The organism is Alteromonas mediterranea DE, assembly GCF_000020585.3.
In the GTDB taxonomy this organism is placed as follows: Bacteria; Pseudomonadota; Gammaproteobacteria; order Enterobacterales; family Alteromonadaceae; genus Alteromonas; species Alteromonas mediterranea.
The window spans coordinates 3,394,427-3,412,158 of sequence record NC_011138.3 but is presented as its reverse complement, the minus strand read 5'-3'; the positions used below and the strand labels follow the sequence as shown (position 1 = coordinate 3,412,158).

At 45.8% G+C, this 17,732-nt stretch carries 17 protein-coding genes; 7 read left to right on the top strand and 10 right to left on the bottom strand.

Annotated elements, in window-relative coordinates:
• Window positions 1-9 precede the first annotated feature (9 nt).
• Complete coding sequence (locus MADE_RS15120) at window positions 10-1,845, top strand: DUF885 domain-containing protein (protein ID WP_012519500.1); 1,836 nt, start codon at window positions 10-12, stop codon at window positions 1,843-1,845.
• Window positions 1,846-2,003: 158 nt separating this feature from the next.
• A complete protein-coding gene (locus tag MADE_RS15115; protein WP_012519499.1) occupies window positions 2,004-2,339 on the top strand; it encodes a VOC family protein in 336 nt (111 codons plus the stop codon).
• Here the strand turns inward: MADE_RS15115 and MADE_RS15110 are convergent.
• The 5 genes from MADE_RS15110 to MADE_RS15090 all read right to left on the bottom strand — a co-directional run bounded on the left by MADE_RS15110 (window position 2,336) and on the right by MADE_RS15090 (window position 7,318).
• Window positions 2,336-4,378: an NADPH-dependent 2,4-dienoyl-CoA reductase gene (locus MADE_RS15110; protein WP_012519498.1), complete on the bottom strand. Its 2,043-nt coding sequence runs from the start codon at window positions 4,376-4,378 to the stop codon at window positions 2,336-2,338. The genes MADE_RS15115 and MADE_RS15110 overlap by 4 nt on opposite strands.
• Before the next feature lie 286 nt (window positions 4,379-4,664).
• Window positions 4,665-5,105: a DUF4426 domain-containing protein gene (locus MADE_RS15105; protein ID WP_015067845.1), complete on the bottom strand. Its 441-nt coding sequence runs from the start codon at window positions 5,103-5,105 to the stop codon at window positions 4,665-4,667.
• 84 nt (window positions 5,106-5,189) lie between these two features.
• Window positions 5,190-5,726: a YggT family protein gene (locus MADE_RS15100; protein WP_012519496.1), complete on the bottom strand. Its 537-nt coding sequence runs from the start codon at window positions 5,724-5,726 to the stop codon at window positions 5,190-5,192.
• A gap of 20 nt (window positions 5,727-5,746) precedes the next feature.
• Entirely contained in the window at window positions 5,747-6,568 is an 822-nt protein-coding gene (gene proC, locus MADE_RS15095; RefSeq protein WP_012519495.1) for a pyrroline-5-carboxylate reductase, read from the bottom strand.
• 51 nt (window positions 6,569-6,619) lie between these two features.
• A complete protein-coding gene (locus MADE_RS15090) occupies window positions 6,620-7,318 on the bottom strand; it encodes a YggS family pyridoxal phosphate-dependent enzyme (RefSeq protein WP_012519494.1) in 699 nt (232 codons plus the stop codon).
• 27 nt (window positions 7,319-7,345) lie between these two features.
• Here MADE_RS15090 and MADE_RS15085 point away from each other — a divergent pair, with 27 nt between their 5' ends.
• The 3 genes from MADE_RS15085 to MADE_RS15075 are packed head-to-tail and all read left to right on the top strand — an operon-like array spanning window position 7,346 to window position 9,862.
• Window positions 7,346-8,389, top strand: coding sequence for a type IV pilus twitching motility protein PilT (locus tag MADE_RS15085; RefSeq protein ID WP_012519493.1), 1,044 nt, complete (start codon window positions 7,346-7,348; stop codon window positions 8,387-8,389).
• Window positions 8,390-8,397: 8 nt separating this feature from the next.
• A complete protein-coding gene (locus tag MADE_RS15080) occupies window positions 8,398-9,510 on the top strand; it encodes a PilT/PilU family type 4a pilus ATPase (RefSeq protein ID WP_012519492.1) in 1,113 nt (370 codons plus the stop codon).
• Between the two features lie 25 nt (window positions 9,511-9,535).
• Entirely contained in the window at window positions 9,536-9,862 is a 327-nt protein-coding gene (locus MADE_RS15075; protein WP_012519491.1) for a putative signal transducing protein, read from the top strand.
• Window positions 9,863-9,951: 89 nt separating this feature from the next.
• On the opposite strand, the gene ruvX is transcribed toward MADE_RS15075, so the two are convergent.
• The 4 genes from ruvX to MADE_RS15055 all read right to left on the bottom strand — a co-directional run bounded on the left by ruvX (window position 9,952) and on the right by MADE_RS15055 (window position 12,952).
• Window positions 9,952-10,383, bottom strand: a complete 432-nt coding sequence (gene ruvX / locus MADE_RS15070; RefSeq protein ID WP_012519490.1) for a Holliday junction resolvase RuvX — start codon at window positions 10,381-10,383, stop codon at window positions 9,952-9,954.
• Window positions 10,376-10,942: a YqgE/AlgH family protein gene (locus tag MADE_RS15065; protein ID WP_041912945.1), complete on the bottom strand. Its 567-nt coding sequence runs from the start codon at window positions 10,940-10,942 to the stop codon at window positions 10,376-10,378. Before MADE_RS15065 ends, ruvX begins: the two co-directional genes overlap by 8 nt.
• Window positions 10,943-11,053: 111 nt before the next feature.
• The gene (gshB, locus tag MADE_RS15060; protein WP_012519488.1) at window positions 11,054-12,004 is read right to left on the bottom strand and encodes a glutathione synthase; all 951 of its coding nucleotides are present in this window, start codon (window positions 12,002-12,004) and stop codon (window positions 11,054-11,056) included.
• Window positions 12,005-12,223: 219 nt separating this feature from the next.
• Window positions 12,224-12,952: a 16S rRNA (uracil(1498)-N(3))-methyltransferase gene (locus tag MADE_RS15055; protein WP_012519487.1), complete on the bottom strand. Its 729-nt coding sequence runs from the start codon at window positions 12,950-12,952 to the stop codon at window positions 12,224-12,226.
• A 783-nt stretch (window positions 12,953-13,735) separates the two neighbouring features.
• Here MADE_RS15055 and MADE_RS15050 point away from each other — a divergent pair.
• Window positions 13,736-14,578, top strand: a complete 843-nt coding sequence (locus MADE_RS15050; protein ID WP_012519486.1) for a mechanosensitive ion channel family protein — start codon at window positions 13,736-13,738, stop codon at window positions 14,576-14,578.
• A 100-nt stretch (window positions 14,579-14,678) separates the two neighbouring features.
• Here the strand turns inward: MADE_RS15050 and MADE_RS15045 are convergent, their stop codons facing one another.
• Entirely contained in the window at window positions 14,679-15,476 is a 798-nt protein-coding gene (locus tag MADE_RS15045; RefSeq protein WP_012519485.1) for a M48 family metallopeptidase, read from the bottom strand.
• A gap of 451 nt (window positions 15,477-15,927) precedes the next feature.
• Between MADE_RS15045 and MADE_RS15040 the strand changes: the two genes are divergently transcribed.
• On the top strand, window positions 15,928-17,730 hold the full coding sequence (locus MADE_RS15040; protein WP_012519484.1) for a choice-of-anchor I family protein: 1,803 nt from the start codon (window positions 15,928-15,930) through the stop codon (window positions 17,728-17,730).
• Window positions 17,731-17,732: the final 2 nt, after the last annotated feature.

Sequence of the window (17,732 nt, the reverse complement as noted above, 5' to 3'; positions counted from 1 at the left end):
GGAAATATCATGAAATTATTCAAAACGTTGCTAGTTAGCAGTGCAGTTGCAATTGCGTTAAGTTCACCGCTTGCGGTTACCTATGCGCACAATCATCAGGGTGATAATGAAATGGTCGCCAAAGCGGCGCACACTGAGCATGAGAAGCTCTTCGCCTTGTTTGCTGCCGCTGATCAGCGAAATATAGAGCTTAATCCGATTATGGCGATTTTCCGTGGTGATATGCGCTATGCCGACAGAATGGGTGACTTCTTGACAGACTCCCACGCATTAGCGGGAAAAACGGCTACACAGCTTAATTTGTCAGAACTTAAACAAATTGACCGCAGCAAGTTAAGCGATACTGATAAGCTTGCCTACGATGTATTTAAATACAACCAAGAGCGCTCGCTAAAGATGTCGTCAGACGAAATTGAAGCGCTTACAGAAGTACGTCCTGTGAACCACTTCAGTGGATTCCATACCTTTTACCCTACGTTTGCGAGCGGAAAGGGCGCTGCACCATTTAAAACGGTAGAAGATTACGAGAACAATTTATCTCGCCATAAGGATTACATCGCGATTTCTGACCGTGCTATTGGTAAGTTTCGCGAAGGGATGGAAAGTGGGGTGCTTGAAACTAAGCTAACTATCGACCGTGTGATAAAACAGTTTGATACTCAGCTGGCTATCCCTATCAAAGAGTCGCAGTTCTGGGGACCAATCACCATGTTTCCAGAGAGCTTTTCCGACGAGGAAAAAGCGCGTTTGAGCGCTGACTACGAGAAAGCGACGCAAGAGATTTACGATGCAACCACGCGTATGCGCGACTTTCTTCGGGATGAGTATTTGCCTGTTGCCCGTGAAAGTATTGGCCTTAGCGATATGAAAGGTGGTGCAAAGCTTTATCAATTGATGGTAGAAGGTTCAACGACACTGCCAATGACGCCTGATGAGCTTCACAAGCTGGGCTTAAAAGAAGTTAAGCGTATCAAAAATGACATGCTTGAGATTAAAGACGAGGTGAAATTTGAGGGCACGTTAAACGAGTTCTTCGACTATGTGCGCACCGATCCCAAGTTTAAGCCTGAAAGTCGTGAGGCGCTAACCCAGAGCTATTATGATATTGGTCGTGAAGTGGACGAAAAAATTGACCAATACTTTTCATTGCTGCCTAAGTCTGAGTTAGAAATAAAGCCCTACGACCCTGCTATTGAGCAATTTAGCGCGGGTGGCTCTTATCAGCCGGGCACCCCAGATGGTTCTCGCCCGGGAACCTTCTACTTTAACGCGTACGACTTGCCAAGCCGCTTAACAACGGGCAACGTTACCTTATACCTACACGAAGGCGCGCCAGGTCATCATTTCCAAGTGAGTCTTGCGCAAGAAAATGAAGCGCTACCGTCGTTCATGCGCTTTAGTTTCCTACCTGCGTTTGGCGAGGGGTGGGCGCTGTATTCTGAAACGCTAGGCTATGAAATGGGCTTCTTTGAAGACCCGTGGAACCGTTACGGCACGCTTCAAGACGAACAACTTCGCGCAATGCGTTTGGTAGTAGATACCGGTATTCATGCTAAAGGTTGGACCCGTGAACAAGCCATCGACTTCATGCTTGATAACTCAGGTATGACGCGTACGGAAGTGGTAGCAGAAGTAGAGCGTTATATCGCTATTCCTTCGCAAGCGCTGTCTTATAAAGTTGGCGCACTTAAGATTCAAGAGCTGCGCGCTCGTGCTGAAAAAGCCCTTGGCGATGATTTCGATATTCGTGAATTCCACGCCCAAGTGCTCAACACAGGCGGTATTCCACTGGCTATTTTAGAGCAGAAAATTGACCGATGGATCGCGAGTCAAAAAAGCGCGTAAATAACGAGAAAATAAGTAAATCTTAAAACATCTTAAAGCCAGTAAGTATAGACCTTACTGGCTTTTTAGTTTTTGCGACCAATGGCAGTGATCTTGTTGCATCCCTTCACTAGAGTAATTAGTAGACAGTTTTTTACTAAAAGTAATGGAGAGAAAACGTGGAATTAGGGCTTTTTTCGTTGAGTTTGGCCGTTAAGGATATCAGTAAATCGAAAACATTTTATGAAGCACTGGGTTTCGAAGCCATGCCCTCCTGTGGATCTATTGAAGATAAATGGTTAATGATGAAAAACGGGTCTACCATGATTGGCTTGTTTGAGGGGATGTTTGAAGACAACATCATGACTTTTAATCCCAATGACGTGAGAGCCCTTCAAGCTAACTTAGTGGAGCAGGGGCTAGCCCTAGAAGTTCCTGTAAAAGGTGATAGCGGCCCTGGGCATTTAATTGTCAAAGACCCAGACGGCAACGCTATCATGTTCGATCAGTTCTAGATTCGGGCTGCTAGCTCAGCGCCTTGGCGAATAGCCCGTTTAGCGTCGAGTTCAGCCGCTACGTCGGCACCGCCAATAATGTGAACACTTACGCCAGCCTCTTCAAGCGGTTGCTGTAGTGGCTTAAAGGGCTCTTGCCCTGCACACACGATAATATTGTCTACAGGCAACACCTTCGGCGCGTCGTTAATAAAGACGTGTAGACCTTCATCGTCCACCTTTTCGTAGCTCACGCCATTTATCATTTGAACATTGTGATGTTTCAATGACTGACGATGGATCCAGCCCGTTGTTTTGCCAAGTCCTTTTCCGACTTTTGAGGTCTTACGTTGTAGTAAATACACTTCACGCTCAGAGGGCTCTATGGCTTTTTCTTTTAGCGCGCCAGGCGCTGAATAACCTTTATCGATTCCCCAATGGTCCAGCCATTTTTCCTTGTCTTGTGCCAAGTGCTCATGTTCAACTAAGAACTCGGCCACATCAAAGCCTATGCCGCCCGCACCAATAATTGCGACTTTTTTTCCAACCGGTTTATGGTCGCGAAGCACATCCAAGTAACTCATTACTTTTCGGTGATCGTGCCCTTCAATTGTCAGCTTGCGTGGGTTTATACCTGTTGCCAACACAACTTCATCAAAGCCCATATTTAAAAGGCTTTCAGCATTAACCTCGTGGTTAAGATGAATCGTCACGCCAACGCGAGCTAGCTGGTTATCGAAATAGCGTAGAGTTTCGTAAAACTCTTCTTTGCCAGGTACTTGTTTTGCATAATTAAACTGGCCGCCAATTTCACTCGCTTTATCAAATAGGTGTACCTCGTGCCCACGGTCGGCGGCATACATAGAAAACGCCAACCCAGCAGGGCCAGCTCCTACAACCGCTAGCTTTTTCTTGGCTTGGGTAGGCGTAAAGGTCAGTTCGGTTTCATAGCAGGCCTGAGGGTTTACCAGGCAACTAGCACGTTTTTGTTCAAATGCATGGTCTAGGCACGCCTGATTACATGCAATACACGTGTTGATAAGCTTAGATTCATTGCGCATGGCCTTGGCAACGAAATGTGCATCGGCAAGAAATGGTCGTGCCATCGACACCATGTCAGCATGGCCTTCAGCCAACACCGACTCTGCTACCTCTGGAGTATTAATTCGGTTAGTGGTAACAAGGGGAATAGACACTTCCTTTTTCATACGCTGGGTGATCCAGGTAAACGCTGCGCGCGGTACGGAAGTCGAAATTGTTGGCACTCGCGCTTCATGCCAGCCAATGCCGGTATTAATAAGCGTTGCCCCTGCCTTTTCAATTTCTTTGGCTAAGTAGACCACCTCATCCCACTTTGCCCCGCCTTCAACCAAATCCAGCATAGACAAGCGATAGATTATAATGAAGTTAGTGCCCACTTTTTCACGAACGCCTTTTACTATCTCTAGGGCTAAACGCGCACGATTTTCTAAACTGCCGCCCCACTCATCGTTTCTGTGGTTGGTGCGCTCACAAAAAAACTGGTTAATGAGGTAGCCTTCAGAACCCATGATCTCAACGCCATCGTACCCCGCCTTTTGCGCAAGGCTTGAGCACTTAATGTAATCTTTAATGGTGCCTCTTACGCCGCGAGAGGAAAGCTCACGAGGTTTAAATGGCGTGATAGGCGATTTCATAGGCGAAGCAGAAACCGCTAAAGGGTGATAGCCGTAGCGACCTGAATGCAGTATTTGCATACAGATTTTACCGTCTTCTTGGTGCACGGCATCGGTAATTACGCGGTGCTTTTTAGCATGACGAGAGCGGGTCATTCTGCCGGCAAAAGGGGCTACCCAGCCTGAAATGTTAGGGCTTATCCCACCGGTTACGATAAGACCTGCGCCTCCTTTAGCTCGCTCGGCGTAAAACGCCGCAAGCTTGTCAAACCCGCCTTTTTCTTCTTCCAGACCCAAGTGCATAGAGCCCATTAGCGTGCGGTTTTTCAGTGTGGTGAAGCCCAAGTCTAGCGGGGCTAATAAGTTAGGGTAAAAAGGCGAAGGCTGCGGTGAGGGCGTGCTCATAATTATTCTCTGTTGTTATTGGTTATGAGGGCAGTTGGCGCACAACGTTTTATTATGGCGCGTGAGTAGGTGAACTTGCCCGACCAGTTGTTTTGATTATTTACTACTGTAACGAATTGGTAAAGCAAAGCTGGCAAATTTTTAACATAATAAAAAAGCGAGACACCCACTTAACGGTTATCTCGCTTATCTATTTTAGTTTGGTTTTTCTTATTAACGCGCCAAATCCTTGCGCTAAACGTTGCGACTTGTGTTGCTATGTTAGTAACACAAGGCCAATAAAGGGCTACTCATCAACGTACATTTTTTGTTGGAATTTTAAGGTTTGTTTACTCGAGCCTTTTTGAACATCAATTTCAAACCTGAAGGTTTCCTGGTCGCGAAACGGCAATACAGCTAAATAGTAAATAGCATCGCCTTCCTCTACCTTTTTAAAGGTGAGCTTACGGGCGTTACCTATTAAGTTCTTCGCCGTACCCGTCACGTCAGCGCGCTGGGCCGCCCCTGAAACTTTGTCTAGCACAGAAATGTTAACCAGTGCGTTAAACTTACTTCTTACAATGCCGTAGTTTGCTGCCACTTCCGGTGTTAAAAAGGGCGTACTTACCACCATGTAGTGCACGTCCCACTCTCCAAGCGTTTGCTTTTGTTCAGCGAACGCAGAGGCGCTTAGGGCAGATAATATACCCGCTAGCAGCGCAACCAAGCCTAATTTCAACTTACTCATAATAAAACCTATTGTACGTTTACCATTATTCAAGCGTAAATTTTTACCGCTTAATGTACTGTCGAATATAACCTTTGCCATTAGTTACATGGGGAAGGTGTCTTGGATCAGAAGCTGTAAAAACTGTAATGCGATAATGGCAATGAGCACTGATAAATCTAACCCGCCAAGAGGTGGGATGATTTTTCGAATAGGAGCTAAAAAAGGCTCAGTAAGTTGATAAAGCACATAGTCCACAGGCGACTGGCCTTGTGAAACCCAGCTTAAAATGGCGCGTAATAGCAAAACCCAAAACATCAGAGACAAGGTTTCTTTCACTACGCCAATGACCGACAAAATAGCAATGCCGATGGGGTTAAGACTACCACCAAACATAAGCCCGAGCGTAACTAATTTTAACGCGCAAACAGCTACGGCAAGTACAAAGGTGGCAGTGTCAAACCTGCCGATTGAAGGAATGATGCGGCGCAACGGCCCCACAATAGGGTGGGTTGCTTTTACTACAAATTGACTCAGCGGGTTATAAAAGTCTGCCTGTACCATTTGTAACCAAAGGCGCAGAATAACCACCATCAAATAAAGGTTGAATAAGGTATCAACCAAAAATACCGTTGCGTTCATGTTAAGTTGTTCCTAAAACGTTATAGCTGTTTTGCCATTTCGTCAGCACGTGCAACTGCTGCGCGCATTGACTTGCTGACAATGTCTTTTAACCCTTCATTAATGAAAGTGTTGACGGCTTCTGCTGTCGTGCCGCCCTTTGACGTAACTTGGGCGCGAAGCTCGCTTAATTCAAGGTCTGGGTTGTTACAAACCATTTCGGCTGCACCGAGCATCGCTTGCTGCACCATTAAGCGCGATTGCTCTTTGTCAAAGCCCATGTTCATGGCTTCTTCTTGCATGTTTTGTAAGAACAAGAAGAAATACGCTGGGCTACTGCCCGCTGCGGCAATCACACCATTAATGCCCGCTTCTTCATTTACCCAAACGGTTTCGCCAACGCTGTTCATCACATCGTCAACATATTGTCTGTCTGCTTCAGAAACTGTGCTATCGGCATACATACCCGACATGCCTTTACCTAGCAAACTTGGTGTATTTGGCATAATGCGAACAACAGGGTATTCACCGCCCAGCATTTCTTGCAATCGTGCAACGGGTAGACCGGCTGCAATGCTTAAGAATAACTTACCCGATAGATCGTTATTCTTTTGCAGTTCGCCGCACATATCACCCATAATTTGTGGTTTTACCGCAAGCACAATGGCATCAGCGAATTGGCAGGCTTCATCGTTTGACTGTGTGGTGTGAATACCAAACTCGGCTTTTAAGCCATCAAGCTTGGGCGTTGATGGGTTGGCAGCAAGAATATTTTCCTTTGCATATCCAGATTTGATAAGACCACTGATGATGCTGCGGCTCATATTGCCCGCGCCAATAAATGCTAATTTTTTCTGTTGCATGTAAATCCTATTTGTTGGTTGCGTTTTAGTTTGTGTAGTGACGAGTTTACGCTACCGGTTTGGGTAATCTCGCTTACCAAAAATAGCCGTCCCAACTCTTACCATAGTCGACCCATGGTGGATGGCCTCTACCATATCACTACTCATTCCTACGGATAGGGTATCAAAATTGCTCAGTGATGTATGGTAGTGGTCAAATAATTCTTTGAGCTTAGATAGGGTTTGACGCTGTTGCTCATCGTCAGGGTTTGCCTTTGGAATAGCCATCAACCCTCGCAGACAAAGGCGCTCTTGCGATGAAACAAACTCAACTAGCGAAGCTAATTCACTAAGCGAAACACCCGACTTACTGTCTTCGTCATCGACATTAACCTGTATGCACACGTTTAAGGGCGGCAGTGATTCTGGGCGCTGTTCATTTAATCTTCGCGCAATCTTTTCTCTGTCTACCGATTGTACCCAATCGAAATGTTCGGCTACTACTTTAGTTTTATTCGACTGAATAGGGCCAATCATATGCCACTCGATATTGTCGAGGTTGGAAAGTTCCTGAACCTTTTCAACACCTTCCTGCACGTAGTTTTCACCAAACATTCGTTGTCCCGCTTCATACGCTTCAATGATATCTGATACGGGTTTTGTTTTGCTAACCGCTAGCAATTTAACGGAATTTGGTGGACGATGTGCACTATTAGCGGCTTGGTCTATTCCTTTTCGTGCGGAATTTAGTCTTTCTGCTATTGTTTGCATTATTCACCTTGTTTTGGAGAAGTGGTTGTGGATATTACCGAACTTTTGGCTTTCAGTGTTAAGAATAACGCCTCAGATTTACACTTATCAGCGGGCCTACCACCAATTATTCGTGTAGATGGCGAGATGCGTAAACTGAACGTGCCTGCCCTCGATCACAAGCAAGTACATAGTCTCGTTTACGAGATTATGAACGACATGCAGCGCAAAGAATACGAAGAAAACTTAGAAACCGATTTTTCTTTTGAAGTGAATGGGTTATCTCGTTTTCGTGTCAATGCCTTTGTTCAGAACCGCGGTGCCGCCGCTGTTCTGCGTACTATCCCCAGCAAAGTATTAACGTTAGACGACCTTGGTGCCCCGGAAATATTTAAAGAGATCATCAATCAGCCTACAGGTATTGTGCTGGTAACCGGTGCCACAGGTTCGGGTAAAAGTACTACCTTGGCGGCCATGGTCGACCATATTAATACGCACAAACGCGAACATATTCTGACCATTGAAGACCCCATCGAATTCGTGCACGACAATAAGCTCAGTTTGGTAAACCAGCGTGAAGTGCATCGCGATACCCACTCTTTTAACAATGCATTGCGTTCCGCGTTACGTGAAGACCCAGACGTTATTCTTGTCGGTGAGCTGCGTGACCTCGAAACCATTCGCCTTGCTATCTCGGCCGCGGAAACAGGTCACTTAGTATTTGGTACGCTACATACTAACTCAGCGCCTAAAACTATTGACCGGATTATTGACGTTTTTCCTGCAGAAGAAAAAGCCATGGTGCGCTCTATGTTATCTGAGTCTTTACGCGCGGTTATTTCTCAAACACTGCTAAAGAAAGTAGGGGGAGGCCGAGTGGCGGCTCACGAAATCATGGTAGGTATCCCAGCTATTCGTAACCTCATTCGCGAAGATAAAGTGCCTCAGATGTATTCGGTTATCCAAACCGGTCAGGCCCACGGTATGCAAACCATGGATCAGTGCTTACAGCGCCTGGTCGCCATGGGAGTTATAAGTAAAGAAGACGCGGCTGCAAAGTCAGTGGATAAACAGTCGATGAACAATTTCTAGAGGCCGTTATGCTAGATTCACTACTTCAAAAAATGGTTGATACCAACGCGTCAGATTTATTTGTCACTGCGGGCTTTCCGGTTAGCGCTAAAATAAACGGTAAACTTACCCCTGTCACTGATAGCGCAACGTCAGAAGAGGCATCACTCGCGCTGGTTCATGAAGCCATGACCGATAAGCAGCGTGACGAGTTTCATACGTCGAAGGAATGCAACTTTGCTATCGTGCGTGATGGCATTGGTCGTTTTCGCTGTTCTGCATTTTGGCAGCGAGACCAAGCGGGTATGGTTATCCGTCGTATTGTGACGCAAATACCGAAAGCCGATGACTTGGGTCTGCCCCGAGTATTAAAAGAAATTATCATGTCTAAGCGCGGTCTTGTTCTATTCGTAGGTGGGACAGGTACGGGTAAATCAACCTCGCTAGCTGCACTTATTGGGCATAGGAATGAAAACTCTCACGGGCATATACTGACCATTGAGGACCCTATTGAATTTGTACACGAGCATAAAAACTGTGTGATTACACAGCGTGAGGTGGGTATTGATACCCAGTCATTCGACGATGCGCTTAAGAGCTCGTTACGACAAGCGCCAGACGTTATTCTAATTGGTGAGATTCGGTCTATGGAAACCATGGAATATGCCATGTCGTTCGCCGATACGGGCCACCTGTGTGTGGCAACGCTGCATGCGAACAACGCGAACCAAGCCATAGAGCGTATTATGCACTTAGCGCCTAAAGATCAGCACGACAAGCTGCGCTTTGATTTAAGCTTGAACATTCGTGCTATTGTTGCCCAGCAACTGGTGCCGACGCCAGACGGTAAAGGGCGTGTGGCTGCCATCGAGATACTGCTTAATTCACCATTAGTGCGTGACCTTATTCAGCGCAATGAAATAGGCGCGTTGAAAGAAGCCATGAAAAAGGGCAAAGAGCAGGGCATGCAAAGTTTTGATATGGCGCTCTACGACCTTTACAAGGCCGGCCGAATTGACATGGATCAGGCGCTGCATCATGCTGACTCTCCGAATGATTTACGCTTAATGATTAAGCTGGATACCAGCGATGGCTCAAGCCTAGGTACGCTGTCTAACGTGTCGATTGATATGGACGATTAATGGTTGTAGAGCGTGGATATAGCCTTTGAAAAAACTGTTCTCTTCGCAAGATGCTTTTGAATTACAAGCTGTTCGCAGCGAATTAGATGCGTTGTCTATTCCTTATATGGTAAAAAATGAGTTTGCCAGTGGGGCAATAGGCGAATTACCTTGGCAGGACTCGCAACAAGAGGTATGGCTTGTTGACGATACTTGGTATACGAGAGCATCAAAAGTAGTAGAGGCATTGATAGGGCGAACGAGCGACAAAGCGGATATCCAATCGGACTGGCGCTGCCAACAGTGCGGTGAGGAAAACGGCGGCGCGTTCGAGCTCTGCTGGCAATGCCATGCGGGAACGCGGCCTGAATAGTTCTGGCCTAATTCGTTATAGGGTTTATACCCGGTGAGCCTACAAGGCTAAAAGGGAAATGTCGCAGTGAAACTTTGCTGCGTTAAACGCTACTCGTATTGGCTTTCATTCCAACTGGCGAAAATAACGCAGGCCGACACGCTATCGACTTTGTCTTTTGTCAGTTTTTTGTACCCACCTAATTCAAATAGCATAGATTTGGCGTCAGTTGTGGTGAGGCGCTCATCACACGTTTCTACTGCAACGCGAAAACGCCCGTGAAGGCGGTTAGCGAACTTTCGCGCACGCTGCGTCATTTCCTGTTCGGTGCCGTCCATATTAAGGGGCAAGCCTACCACTACCACGTGAGGCTGCCACTCTTCGTAAAGCTTTTCAATTACATTCCAGTCTGGAATACCGTCGCGAGCTTTTAACGCGGGAAGAGGTGAGGCTGTACCGGTAATTTCTTGGCCAACTGCCACACCAATACTCTTAGTGCCAAAGTCGAACGCTAATACAGTACGACTGCCTAACTCAGGCATGACCGGCTCCTGGTGCTAGCTGCCAAACATCCACACCGAGTTTATTCACAGTGGCCTGCCATTTTTTGTGCATAGGCGTATTAAAGAGGATTTCTTCATCGGCCTCGATGGTGAGCCATGCGTTCTCCTGCATTTCCTTTTCTAGCTGACCGGCTGTCCACCCTGCGTACCCAAGGGCAATTAAAACATCATCTGGGCCTTCGTCATTGGCAATAGCGGTAAGTATGTCCTTCGACGTAGTCACCATGACCCCAGGCGCAAGCTTAAGGCTAGATGCCCATTCTTTTTGGGATGAATGAAGCACAAACCCTCGCTCTTGGTTTACCGGGCCGCCGGCTAACACTATTTGCTCAGCTTTATCATCAGATACCATAAGCGCTTTGTCTGTTTGCTCTAAAAGCTGCTTAACGTTCATCGTAGAAGGTTGGTTTACCACTATGCCCATTGCGCCTTCTGCGTTGTGCTCGCATACATAAATAAGTGAACGAGAAAAGTACGGATCGTCCAAACTGGGCATCGCGACTAAAAAGTGGTTTTGTAAGCTTTTCAATTCCGTCATAAATCTTCTTTCATTTGTCTTTCGCTGCCAATTAATAGCGGCTGCATTTTGTACACTCATGTTTCGTTATGCGTTATAAGCAGTGGCAACTGGACACTAGTTTTATACCTATTACTTAGCTAAGCGCTTTTCAATGGCGTCAAATAATGCACCCATTATATTAACGTCGTAGGCTGCTTCTATTTCTCTTACGCACGTTGGGCTGGTTATGTTTATTTCGGTAATCTTATTGCCAATAACATCAAGCCCCACAAAAAGAATGTTGTTTTCTTTCAAGGTGGGCGCAATCGCTTCTGCTAACGCTTTATCCGAGTCTGAAATTGGCTGTGGACGTCCCGTACCCCCTGCGGCCAAGTTTCCTCGGGTTTCCCCTTTGGTGGGCAGGCGTGCTAGGCAGTAGGGCATCACTTCGCCATCGACAATTAGCACGCGCTTGTCGCCATCTTTAATTTCTGGCAAGTATTCCTGCACCATCATATATCGCGTGCCCAACTGAGTTAGCGTCTCAATAATAACACCTAGGTTATTGCCATCAGGCTTCACGCGAAAGATAGAGGCGCCGCCCATGCCATCTAGCGGTTTACAAATAATATCTTGGTGCTTAGCGTGGAACTCGCGAATTAACGCTTGATTGTTCGACACCATGGTATGGGGGATATGCTCTGGAAAATACGAAGTAAACAACTTCTCGTTGTAATCGCGAAGAGCCTGCGGATTATTCACCACCAGCGCACCTGCATCTTGCGCTAATGAGAGTACCTGAGTGGCATATAAAAATTCACTGTCAAACGGCGGATCCTTGCGCATAAGCAGCACATCAATGTCGCCCAAATGAACGGTAGACTCATCTTCAATGGTGTAGAAGTCGGTTGCTTGGTCTTTCACCAATACGGTTTTAGCCAGACCCATCGGCTTACCATTGTCTAAATACAAGTCTTTCAATTCAAAATAAACAACCTTTGCACCGCGGCGCTGTGCTTCAAGCATCATCGCGAAGCTCGTATCTTTATGTGGCTTAATGTTCGCAATGGGGTCCATGATTACGCCAACGGTATATTGCATAATGTTTTCACCTTGAATGTTTATAAAGTGCCTGCACACAGGGCTTATCTGATAGATTGTTAATATTGGGACGTAGCTGAATTCTTCAAGATACGTGACGCCTAAAGGTTAGGGCGCTTTGTACCTTAGCAACAAATATCAAGTTGTTGAAAATAGCACTCTTTATAACACGGAGTAAGCCCTATTTTACTTGATAGGGCACCAGTCTAATAGTGGGAACTAAAAATCGCCGTGCTGCGCTTGAAGTATGCTTAAACTTGTTATGGCCGCGGTTTCAGTTCGCAAAATACGCGGTCCCAAACTAACAGATTGGTACCCATTTTCGTTGGCTTGATGTATTTCCGTGTCTGATAACCCGCCTTCTGGACCAATTAATAAACGAAACCCCTGTGCGTTGTATGGCTGTCTTGCTAGCGGCTGTTCAGCGCCTGGTGCAAGCACCAGTCGTGTGGTATTGGTTGAAGATGATAGCCAAGTGTTTAGGCTCACCGGCGCGTTTAGCTTAGGGATAATATTACGCCCACTTTGCTCACAAGCTCCGATAACAATCTTCTGCCATTGCTGGATTTTCTTTTCCCAGCGAGACTCATCGAGCTTCACGGTGCAGCGTTCGGTAATCACTGGTGTTATCTCTGACACACCAAGCTCAACGCTTTTCTGAAGAACCGTATCCATCCTGTCGCCTTTAGATACACCTTGGCCGAGATGTAGGTGAAGAGGAGATTCTTTAGCTAGGGAAAGGCAAGCATCGGCTTCTACGATTACTTTCTTTCTTTGAACACTGATAACTTGTGCGCTGTATTCATTGCCGTCGCCGTTAAAAAGTACAATGGGACGATTGGGCTTTATGCGCAGTACGGTAGCAATGTGATGCCCTGCATCTTCGGTTAACTCGAATTCTTGCTCTAACGGAATAGGATTGGGGTAATAAACTCTAGGTATACGCATAGTAAATTAGGTGTTTGCTTTTACTGCGTATAATACGTGTGTAAATACAGGTTGCAATGCTACCGACGACATCATGTAAATAATTACTTCAGAATTTACATAAACGGCAGCACGCTGCCTATTTTAGAATCACTTGACTCGTGTGGTTGCTCTAAGCCGCATAAGGCGAAGAGTTGTCCGAAGTTGATTTCAACACTGAGGTTGATGGCTTCGACTTTGGTGCTGGGCGGTAGTCCGCTCTTGCATACTTGGTATGTTTTCCTTTATCAGTGCGCAGTGAGTACAAAAATAAACACAAAACAACTGAAAAGAGTGTTATGAGAAGCAACATGCGTTAATCCTTTAATTGACATAGTTTGCTAAAGCTCGTTCATACCGTCGATCGTCGCCAGTAGAAAAAGGGAATAGATCGACGCGTTGAATGAGACTTTAGTCTAAAGCTTTACGGCTAAAAAATCATCAAAAAAATTATCTTAAAACTCGGTAACTTCCAGCAATCTGAAAAGTAAAAAGCGCATTTAGGCTTCATAGACAAGTTTGCTTTGACTGCGTGACAAAGGTGTGACAATTATTCAAAAGTATACTCAAACTTTAGTCTAAGGAGAGTGCGCGAACGGAGGTTTACATCACTACTTTCGGATAATACTAACACTTTCAAAGGGCTATGAAGCTTAGACTTTAGAGCAAATTTAAGCTGTTTGGGCCTATATTGTATTGGTGTTCATACGAATTGCTGCTAACGTAATTGCGCATTTAACAACTAACCATGACAAGGACCATATTATGGAAGAGAAACTTTCGCTTTTTTCTGCAAGCGATGTTGAAAGGTACATAAACGATTACGCTATCCCGTGGGGTATTAACATTGCGATGGCGATTGCGATTTATGTAATAGGTAGGATTGTAGTTGGATTCCTTCTTTCTATATTTAGACGTGTGATGTCAAAGTCTAAATATGACGACATGCTAGTAGATTTCCTAGAAGCTATTCTAAGCGCTATCTTGATGCTCTTTGTTATTGTGGCATCACTTGATCAGCTAGGTGTAGATACCACATCGTTGGTTGCTATTCTCGGTGCTGCTGGTTTAGCGATTGGTCTATCGTTGCAGGATTCTTTGAAGAACTTCGCCGCTGGCGTAATGCTACTGGTATTTAAGCCGTTTAAAGCGGGCGACTTCGTTGAAGCTGCAGGTACTGCTGGTTCAATCAAAAAGATTGGCATTTTCACAACCACAATGAATACGCCAGACAACAAAGAAATTATCGTTCCAAATGGGAATGTCTACAGCGGTAACATCACTAACTACTCGGCTAAAGATACTCGCCGTGTAGATATGGTTGTAGGCATTGGTTACGACGCTGACTTGCTAAAAGCTAAGCAAGTGCTGCAAGAAATGATTGCAGCGGACGATCGAATTCTTGCTGAGCCTGCGCCAACCGTAGCGGTTTCTGAATTGGCCGATAGTAGCGTTAACTTTGTCGTACGTCCTTGGGTAAATGCTGCAGACTTCTGGGCTGTGAAGTTCGACTTTACAGAACAAGTTAAGCTGCGCTTCGACAAAGAAGGTATTTCAATTCCATTCCCACAAATGGATGTGCACCTTCACAAAGAAGACAGCGAATAATCGCTTGTTTCTATCACGAAAAAAACGCTGCTAATTTGCAGCGTTTTTTTTGCGTGTAAAAAGCGAATTGAAGAGTCAATATCGCGTAAGTGTATTCAACCTATCGGCAGTTTGGTCTATACGCCGTTGCTTGATAATCGGCGTACGCGTCAGGCATATTTGCTTGCAAGTTATCTATACGGGTTTGTGGCGCGGGGTGAGTGGATAAGAGTTCCATAGGGCGGTCGCCGCTACTCGCTGCATCCATATTCTGCCACAAGTTAACAGATTGTCTTGGGTCAAACCCCGATTTTGCCATGAGTTGTAAACCGATAACGTCTGCTTCCGATTCATGAGTCCTGCTAAAAGGAAGTTGAACACCAACTTGAACACCTAAGCCTATCGCCGCCATTATCGGGCCAGATTGGGGGACTTCGTTCGCCGCAAGCACTTGGCCAACAGCTTGGCTGCCCACGTTTATTAGGGTAGATTGAGACATACGTTCGTTACCGTGCTCAGCGATAACGTGGCCTACTTCGTGACCAATAACCGCGGCAAGTTGATGCTGATTCTCAGCGACTTTCAACAACCCGGTGTACACGCCAATTTTACCGCCAGGCAGTGCGAACGCGTTCACTTGTTCATCATCAAAAACAACGACTTCCCATTGCCCGTTAAAAACACTCGCCGGAACTTGCGCGGTAATCGCGTTTGCAACGCATTCTACGTAAGAGTTTTGCACGGCCTTATTTGAAATTTTTAACTCTTCTTTCATACCTGTGAAAGCTTGATCGCCCATTTGCGCCAATTGGCTTTCAGAATAAAGTAGTACTTGGTTTCTTCCCGTCGGTGAGGTTGCGCAAGCTGTTAACGTGAGCGCTGCTGCCATCACTGCCGAGGCTGTGAATTTCAATTTCATGGTTAATCCTTTTAATAGCCAAACTTAATAGTACACGCAGTAAACCCTGCAAAAAAACGCTATGTTGTTTAGGTGGTACGTTTATATGGCGATATTAGTATCAGATAGTGCTTATAAATAAAACTATACCTTTGCGGTAGACGTCTTACTTTTTTCCTTTAAATTTTAGACAGTAGAGCGCTAACACGATTATTTGAAATGTGTGGTTACAATTAGGCGAGTATGGCTTAAATACTTGTCTGTGTTATAGAAAAGTTACCCACCTTTGCCTATTTAATATTTGTGTCATAAACTGATTCTAATTTATACATAGAAGTTACATAAATTTTCTGGTGTACTAGTTCGTGAAATCACCGTTTTCCCTAATACTTTTCTCAGGAAGAAATGGAAAACTCTGAGATTTCTGAAACCTCGTAACGTACGACAAAAATACAAATAAAAAGGAAATCAAATGGCAGTGCGTAATAAGTTTAAATATGGATTACTCGCATTTTTAGTTTCAGCGGCACTTACGGGATGTGGCCTTGACGGCGACGATGGAGCGCAAGGGGAGACCGGTGCACAAGGGCCACAAGGTGAGCAGGGTGAACCCGGTACAGACGGTAGCGATGGTACCGATGCATCAATCGGTATTGCTATGGACATTGTTGGTCGCGCATTTTTAGGTAATCAAACGGCTGCTGAAATTGTTCAGTACCATGCTGAAACCAGCACGATTTATGCAACCAATGGTGAAACCAATACCATAGCTATCATCGACGCGTCTGGTGTGAGTTCAGCCACTATGGCAGACCCAATTAACACCACTTCGCTTACGCCTACCACTATTGCACTGCCAGCAGATATCAATGGTGTAGCGCTTGGTAGCCTTACCAGTATTGCCATAAGCGGTGACCTTATGGCGGTGGCGGTACCCGCCGCTGTTAAAACAGATAATGGTTTTGTACTGTTTTACAACGGGCTAGACAGTTCAGCACCTGCCTTCCTAGATTCGGTAGAAGTTGGTGCATTACCTGATATGGTTACCTTCACGCCAGACGGCGGAAAGGTATTGGTTGCAAACGAAGGTGAGCCATCTGACGATTACACCGTCGACCCTGAAGGTTCAGTTTCTGTTATTAATATTCTTGCAAGCGGTGAGCCTGAAGAAACTGGCACTACCGTGGGCTTTAGTGCGCTAAACGGCAGCGAAGCCGACTTGATGGCTCAGGGCATGATGTTCCCTAACCCAGCAGGGCGCACAATCAATGGCACTGCTATTACCTCATCTGTCGCTAAAGACCTTGAGCCTGAGTACATTACAGCAACCAACGATGTGGCTTATATCAGCCTTCAGGAAAACAACGGCCTTGCTATTTTAGATTTAGAAGAGCTAACGATAGATGTTGTAGGGTTGGGCACGAAGACGTGGGCCGGCCTTAATATCGACATACAAGAAGACGGTTCGGTTAGTTTTGGTCAATACACTGGGCTTTACGGTGTATATCAACCGGATACCATCGCTAACTTCACGTGGAAAGATGCTACGTTTATTGTGACGGCTAATGAAGGTGACGCACGAGAGTATTTCTTTGACGCGGCAGACGAAGCAGCCTGCACGGCAGCGGGTGGCGTAGACTTCGATGAAGATGATGGTTGTTTAGCTTACACCGACGAAGTCAAAGTAGAAGACCTGACGGCTGCTGCAAATTCTGAGTTAGCTATGCTTCAAGCTACTGGCGAAGCAGATAATTTACGCGTTACTTCAGCCATGGGTGATGCGGATGGCAATGGCGAGTATGACGCCGCGTACGCATACGGTGCCCGTTCATTTACCATTTGGGATCAAAACGGTTTAGTTGTTTATGATTCAGGTGATGACTTCGAGCGTATTACGGCTTCTGTGCATGGTGCGCAGTTTAATAACGGTGATGATGAAAACGAAGGCGATTCTCGCTCTGAGAATAAAGGACCAGAGCCAGAAGCACTCACCGTGGGCCAAATTGGCGATCGCACTTATGCGTTCATCGGTACAGAGCGCATGGGCGGTATTTTCGTCTATGACGTCACCAACCCCTACGACGTTCAGTTTGCAGAGTATGTGATTAATCGTGACCTTACAGAAGGCCTAACTGCTGATGACGTGATTGGCGACCTTGCTCCTGAGAGCCTGGTATTTGTCAGCGCAGAAGACAGCCCTAGTGGTGTGCCGCTGTTAGTGGTAGGTAATGAAGTAAGCGGTACAGTAACCGTTTGGCAAATCAACCAACTATAACT

What these genes read in the sequence shown, in the direction of transcription:
- MADE_RS15100 (WP_012519496.1), bottom strand. Translation starts at nt 5,726, where the DNA reads ATGAACGCAACGGTATTTTTGGTTGATACCTTATTCAACCTTTATTTG.
- MADE_RS15065 (WP_041912945.1), bottom strand. Translation starts at nt 10,942, where the DNA reads ATGACGGAATTGAAAAGCTTACAAAACCACTTTTTAGTCGCGATGCCC.
- MADE_RS15090 (WP_012519494.1), bottom strand. Translation starts at nt 7,318, where the DNA reads ATGCAAACAATAGCAGAAAGACTAAATTCCGCACGAAAAGGAATAGAC.
- MADE_RS15080 (WP_012519492.1), top strand. Translation starts at nt 8,398, where the DNA reads ATGCTAGATTCACTACTTCAAAAAATGGTTGATACCAACGCGTCAGAT.
- MADE_RS15055 (WP_012519487.1), bottom strand. Translation starts at nt 12,952, where the DNA reads ATGCGTATACCTAGAGTTTATTACCCCAATCCTATTCCGTTAGAGCAA.
- MADE_RS15110 (WP_012519498.1), bottom strand. Translation starts at nt 4,378, where the DNA reads ATGAGCACGCCCTCACCGCAGCCTTCGCCTTTTTACCCTAACTTATTA.
- MADE_RS15050 (WP_012519486.1), top strand. Translation starts at nt 13,736, where the DNA reads ATGGAAGAGAAACTTTCGCTTTTTTCTGCAAGCGATGTTGAAAGGTAC.
- MADE_RS15040 (WP_012519484.1), top strand. Translation starts at nt 15,928, where the DNA reads ATGGCAGTGCGTAATAAGTTTAAATATGGATTACTCGCATTTTTAGTT.
- MADE_RS15120 (WP_012519500.1), top strand. Translation starts at nt 10, where the DNA reads ATGAAATTATTCAAAACGTTGCTAGTTAGCAGTGCAGTTGCAATTGCG.
- MADE_RS15045 (WP_012519485.1), bottom strand. Translation starts at nt 15,476, where the DNA reads ATGAAATTGAAATTCACAGCCTCGGCAGTGATGGCAGCAGCGCTCACG.
- MADE_RS15105 (WP_015067845.1), bottom strand. Translation starts at nt 5,105, where the DNA reads ATGAGTAAGTTGAAATTAGGCTTGGTTGCGCTGCTAGCGGGTATATTA.
- proC (WP_012519495.1), bottom strand. Translation starts at nt 6,568, where the DNA reads ATGCAACAGAAAAAATTAGCATTTATTGGCGCGGGCAATATGAGCCGC.
- ruvX (WP_012519490.1), bottom strand. Translation starts at nt 10,383, where the DNA reads ATGCCTGAGTTAGGCAGTCGTACTGTATTAGCGTTCGACTTTGGCACT.
- gshB (WP_012519488.1), bottom strand. Translation starts at nt 12,004, where the DNA reads ATGCAATATACCGTTGGCGTAATCATGGACCCCATTGCGAACATTAAG.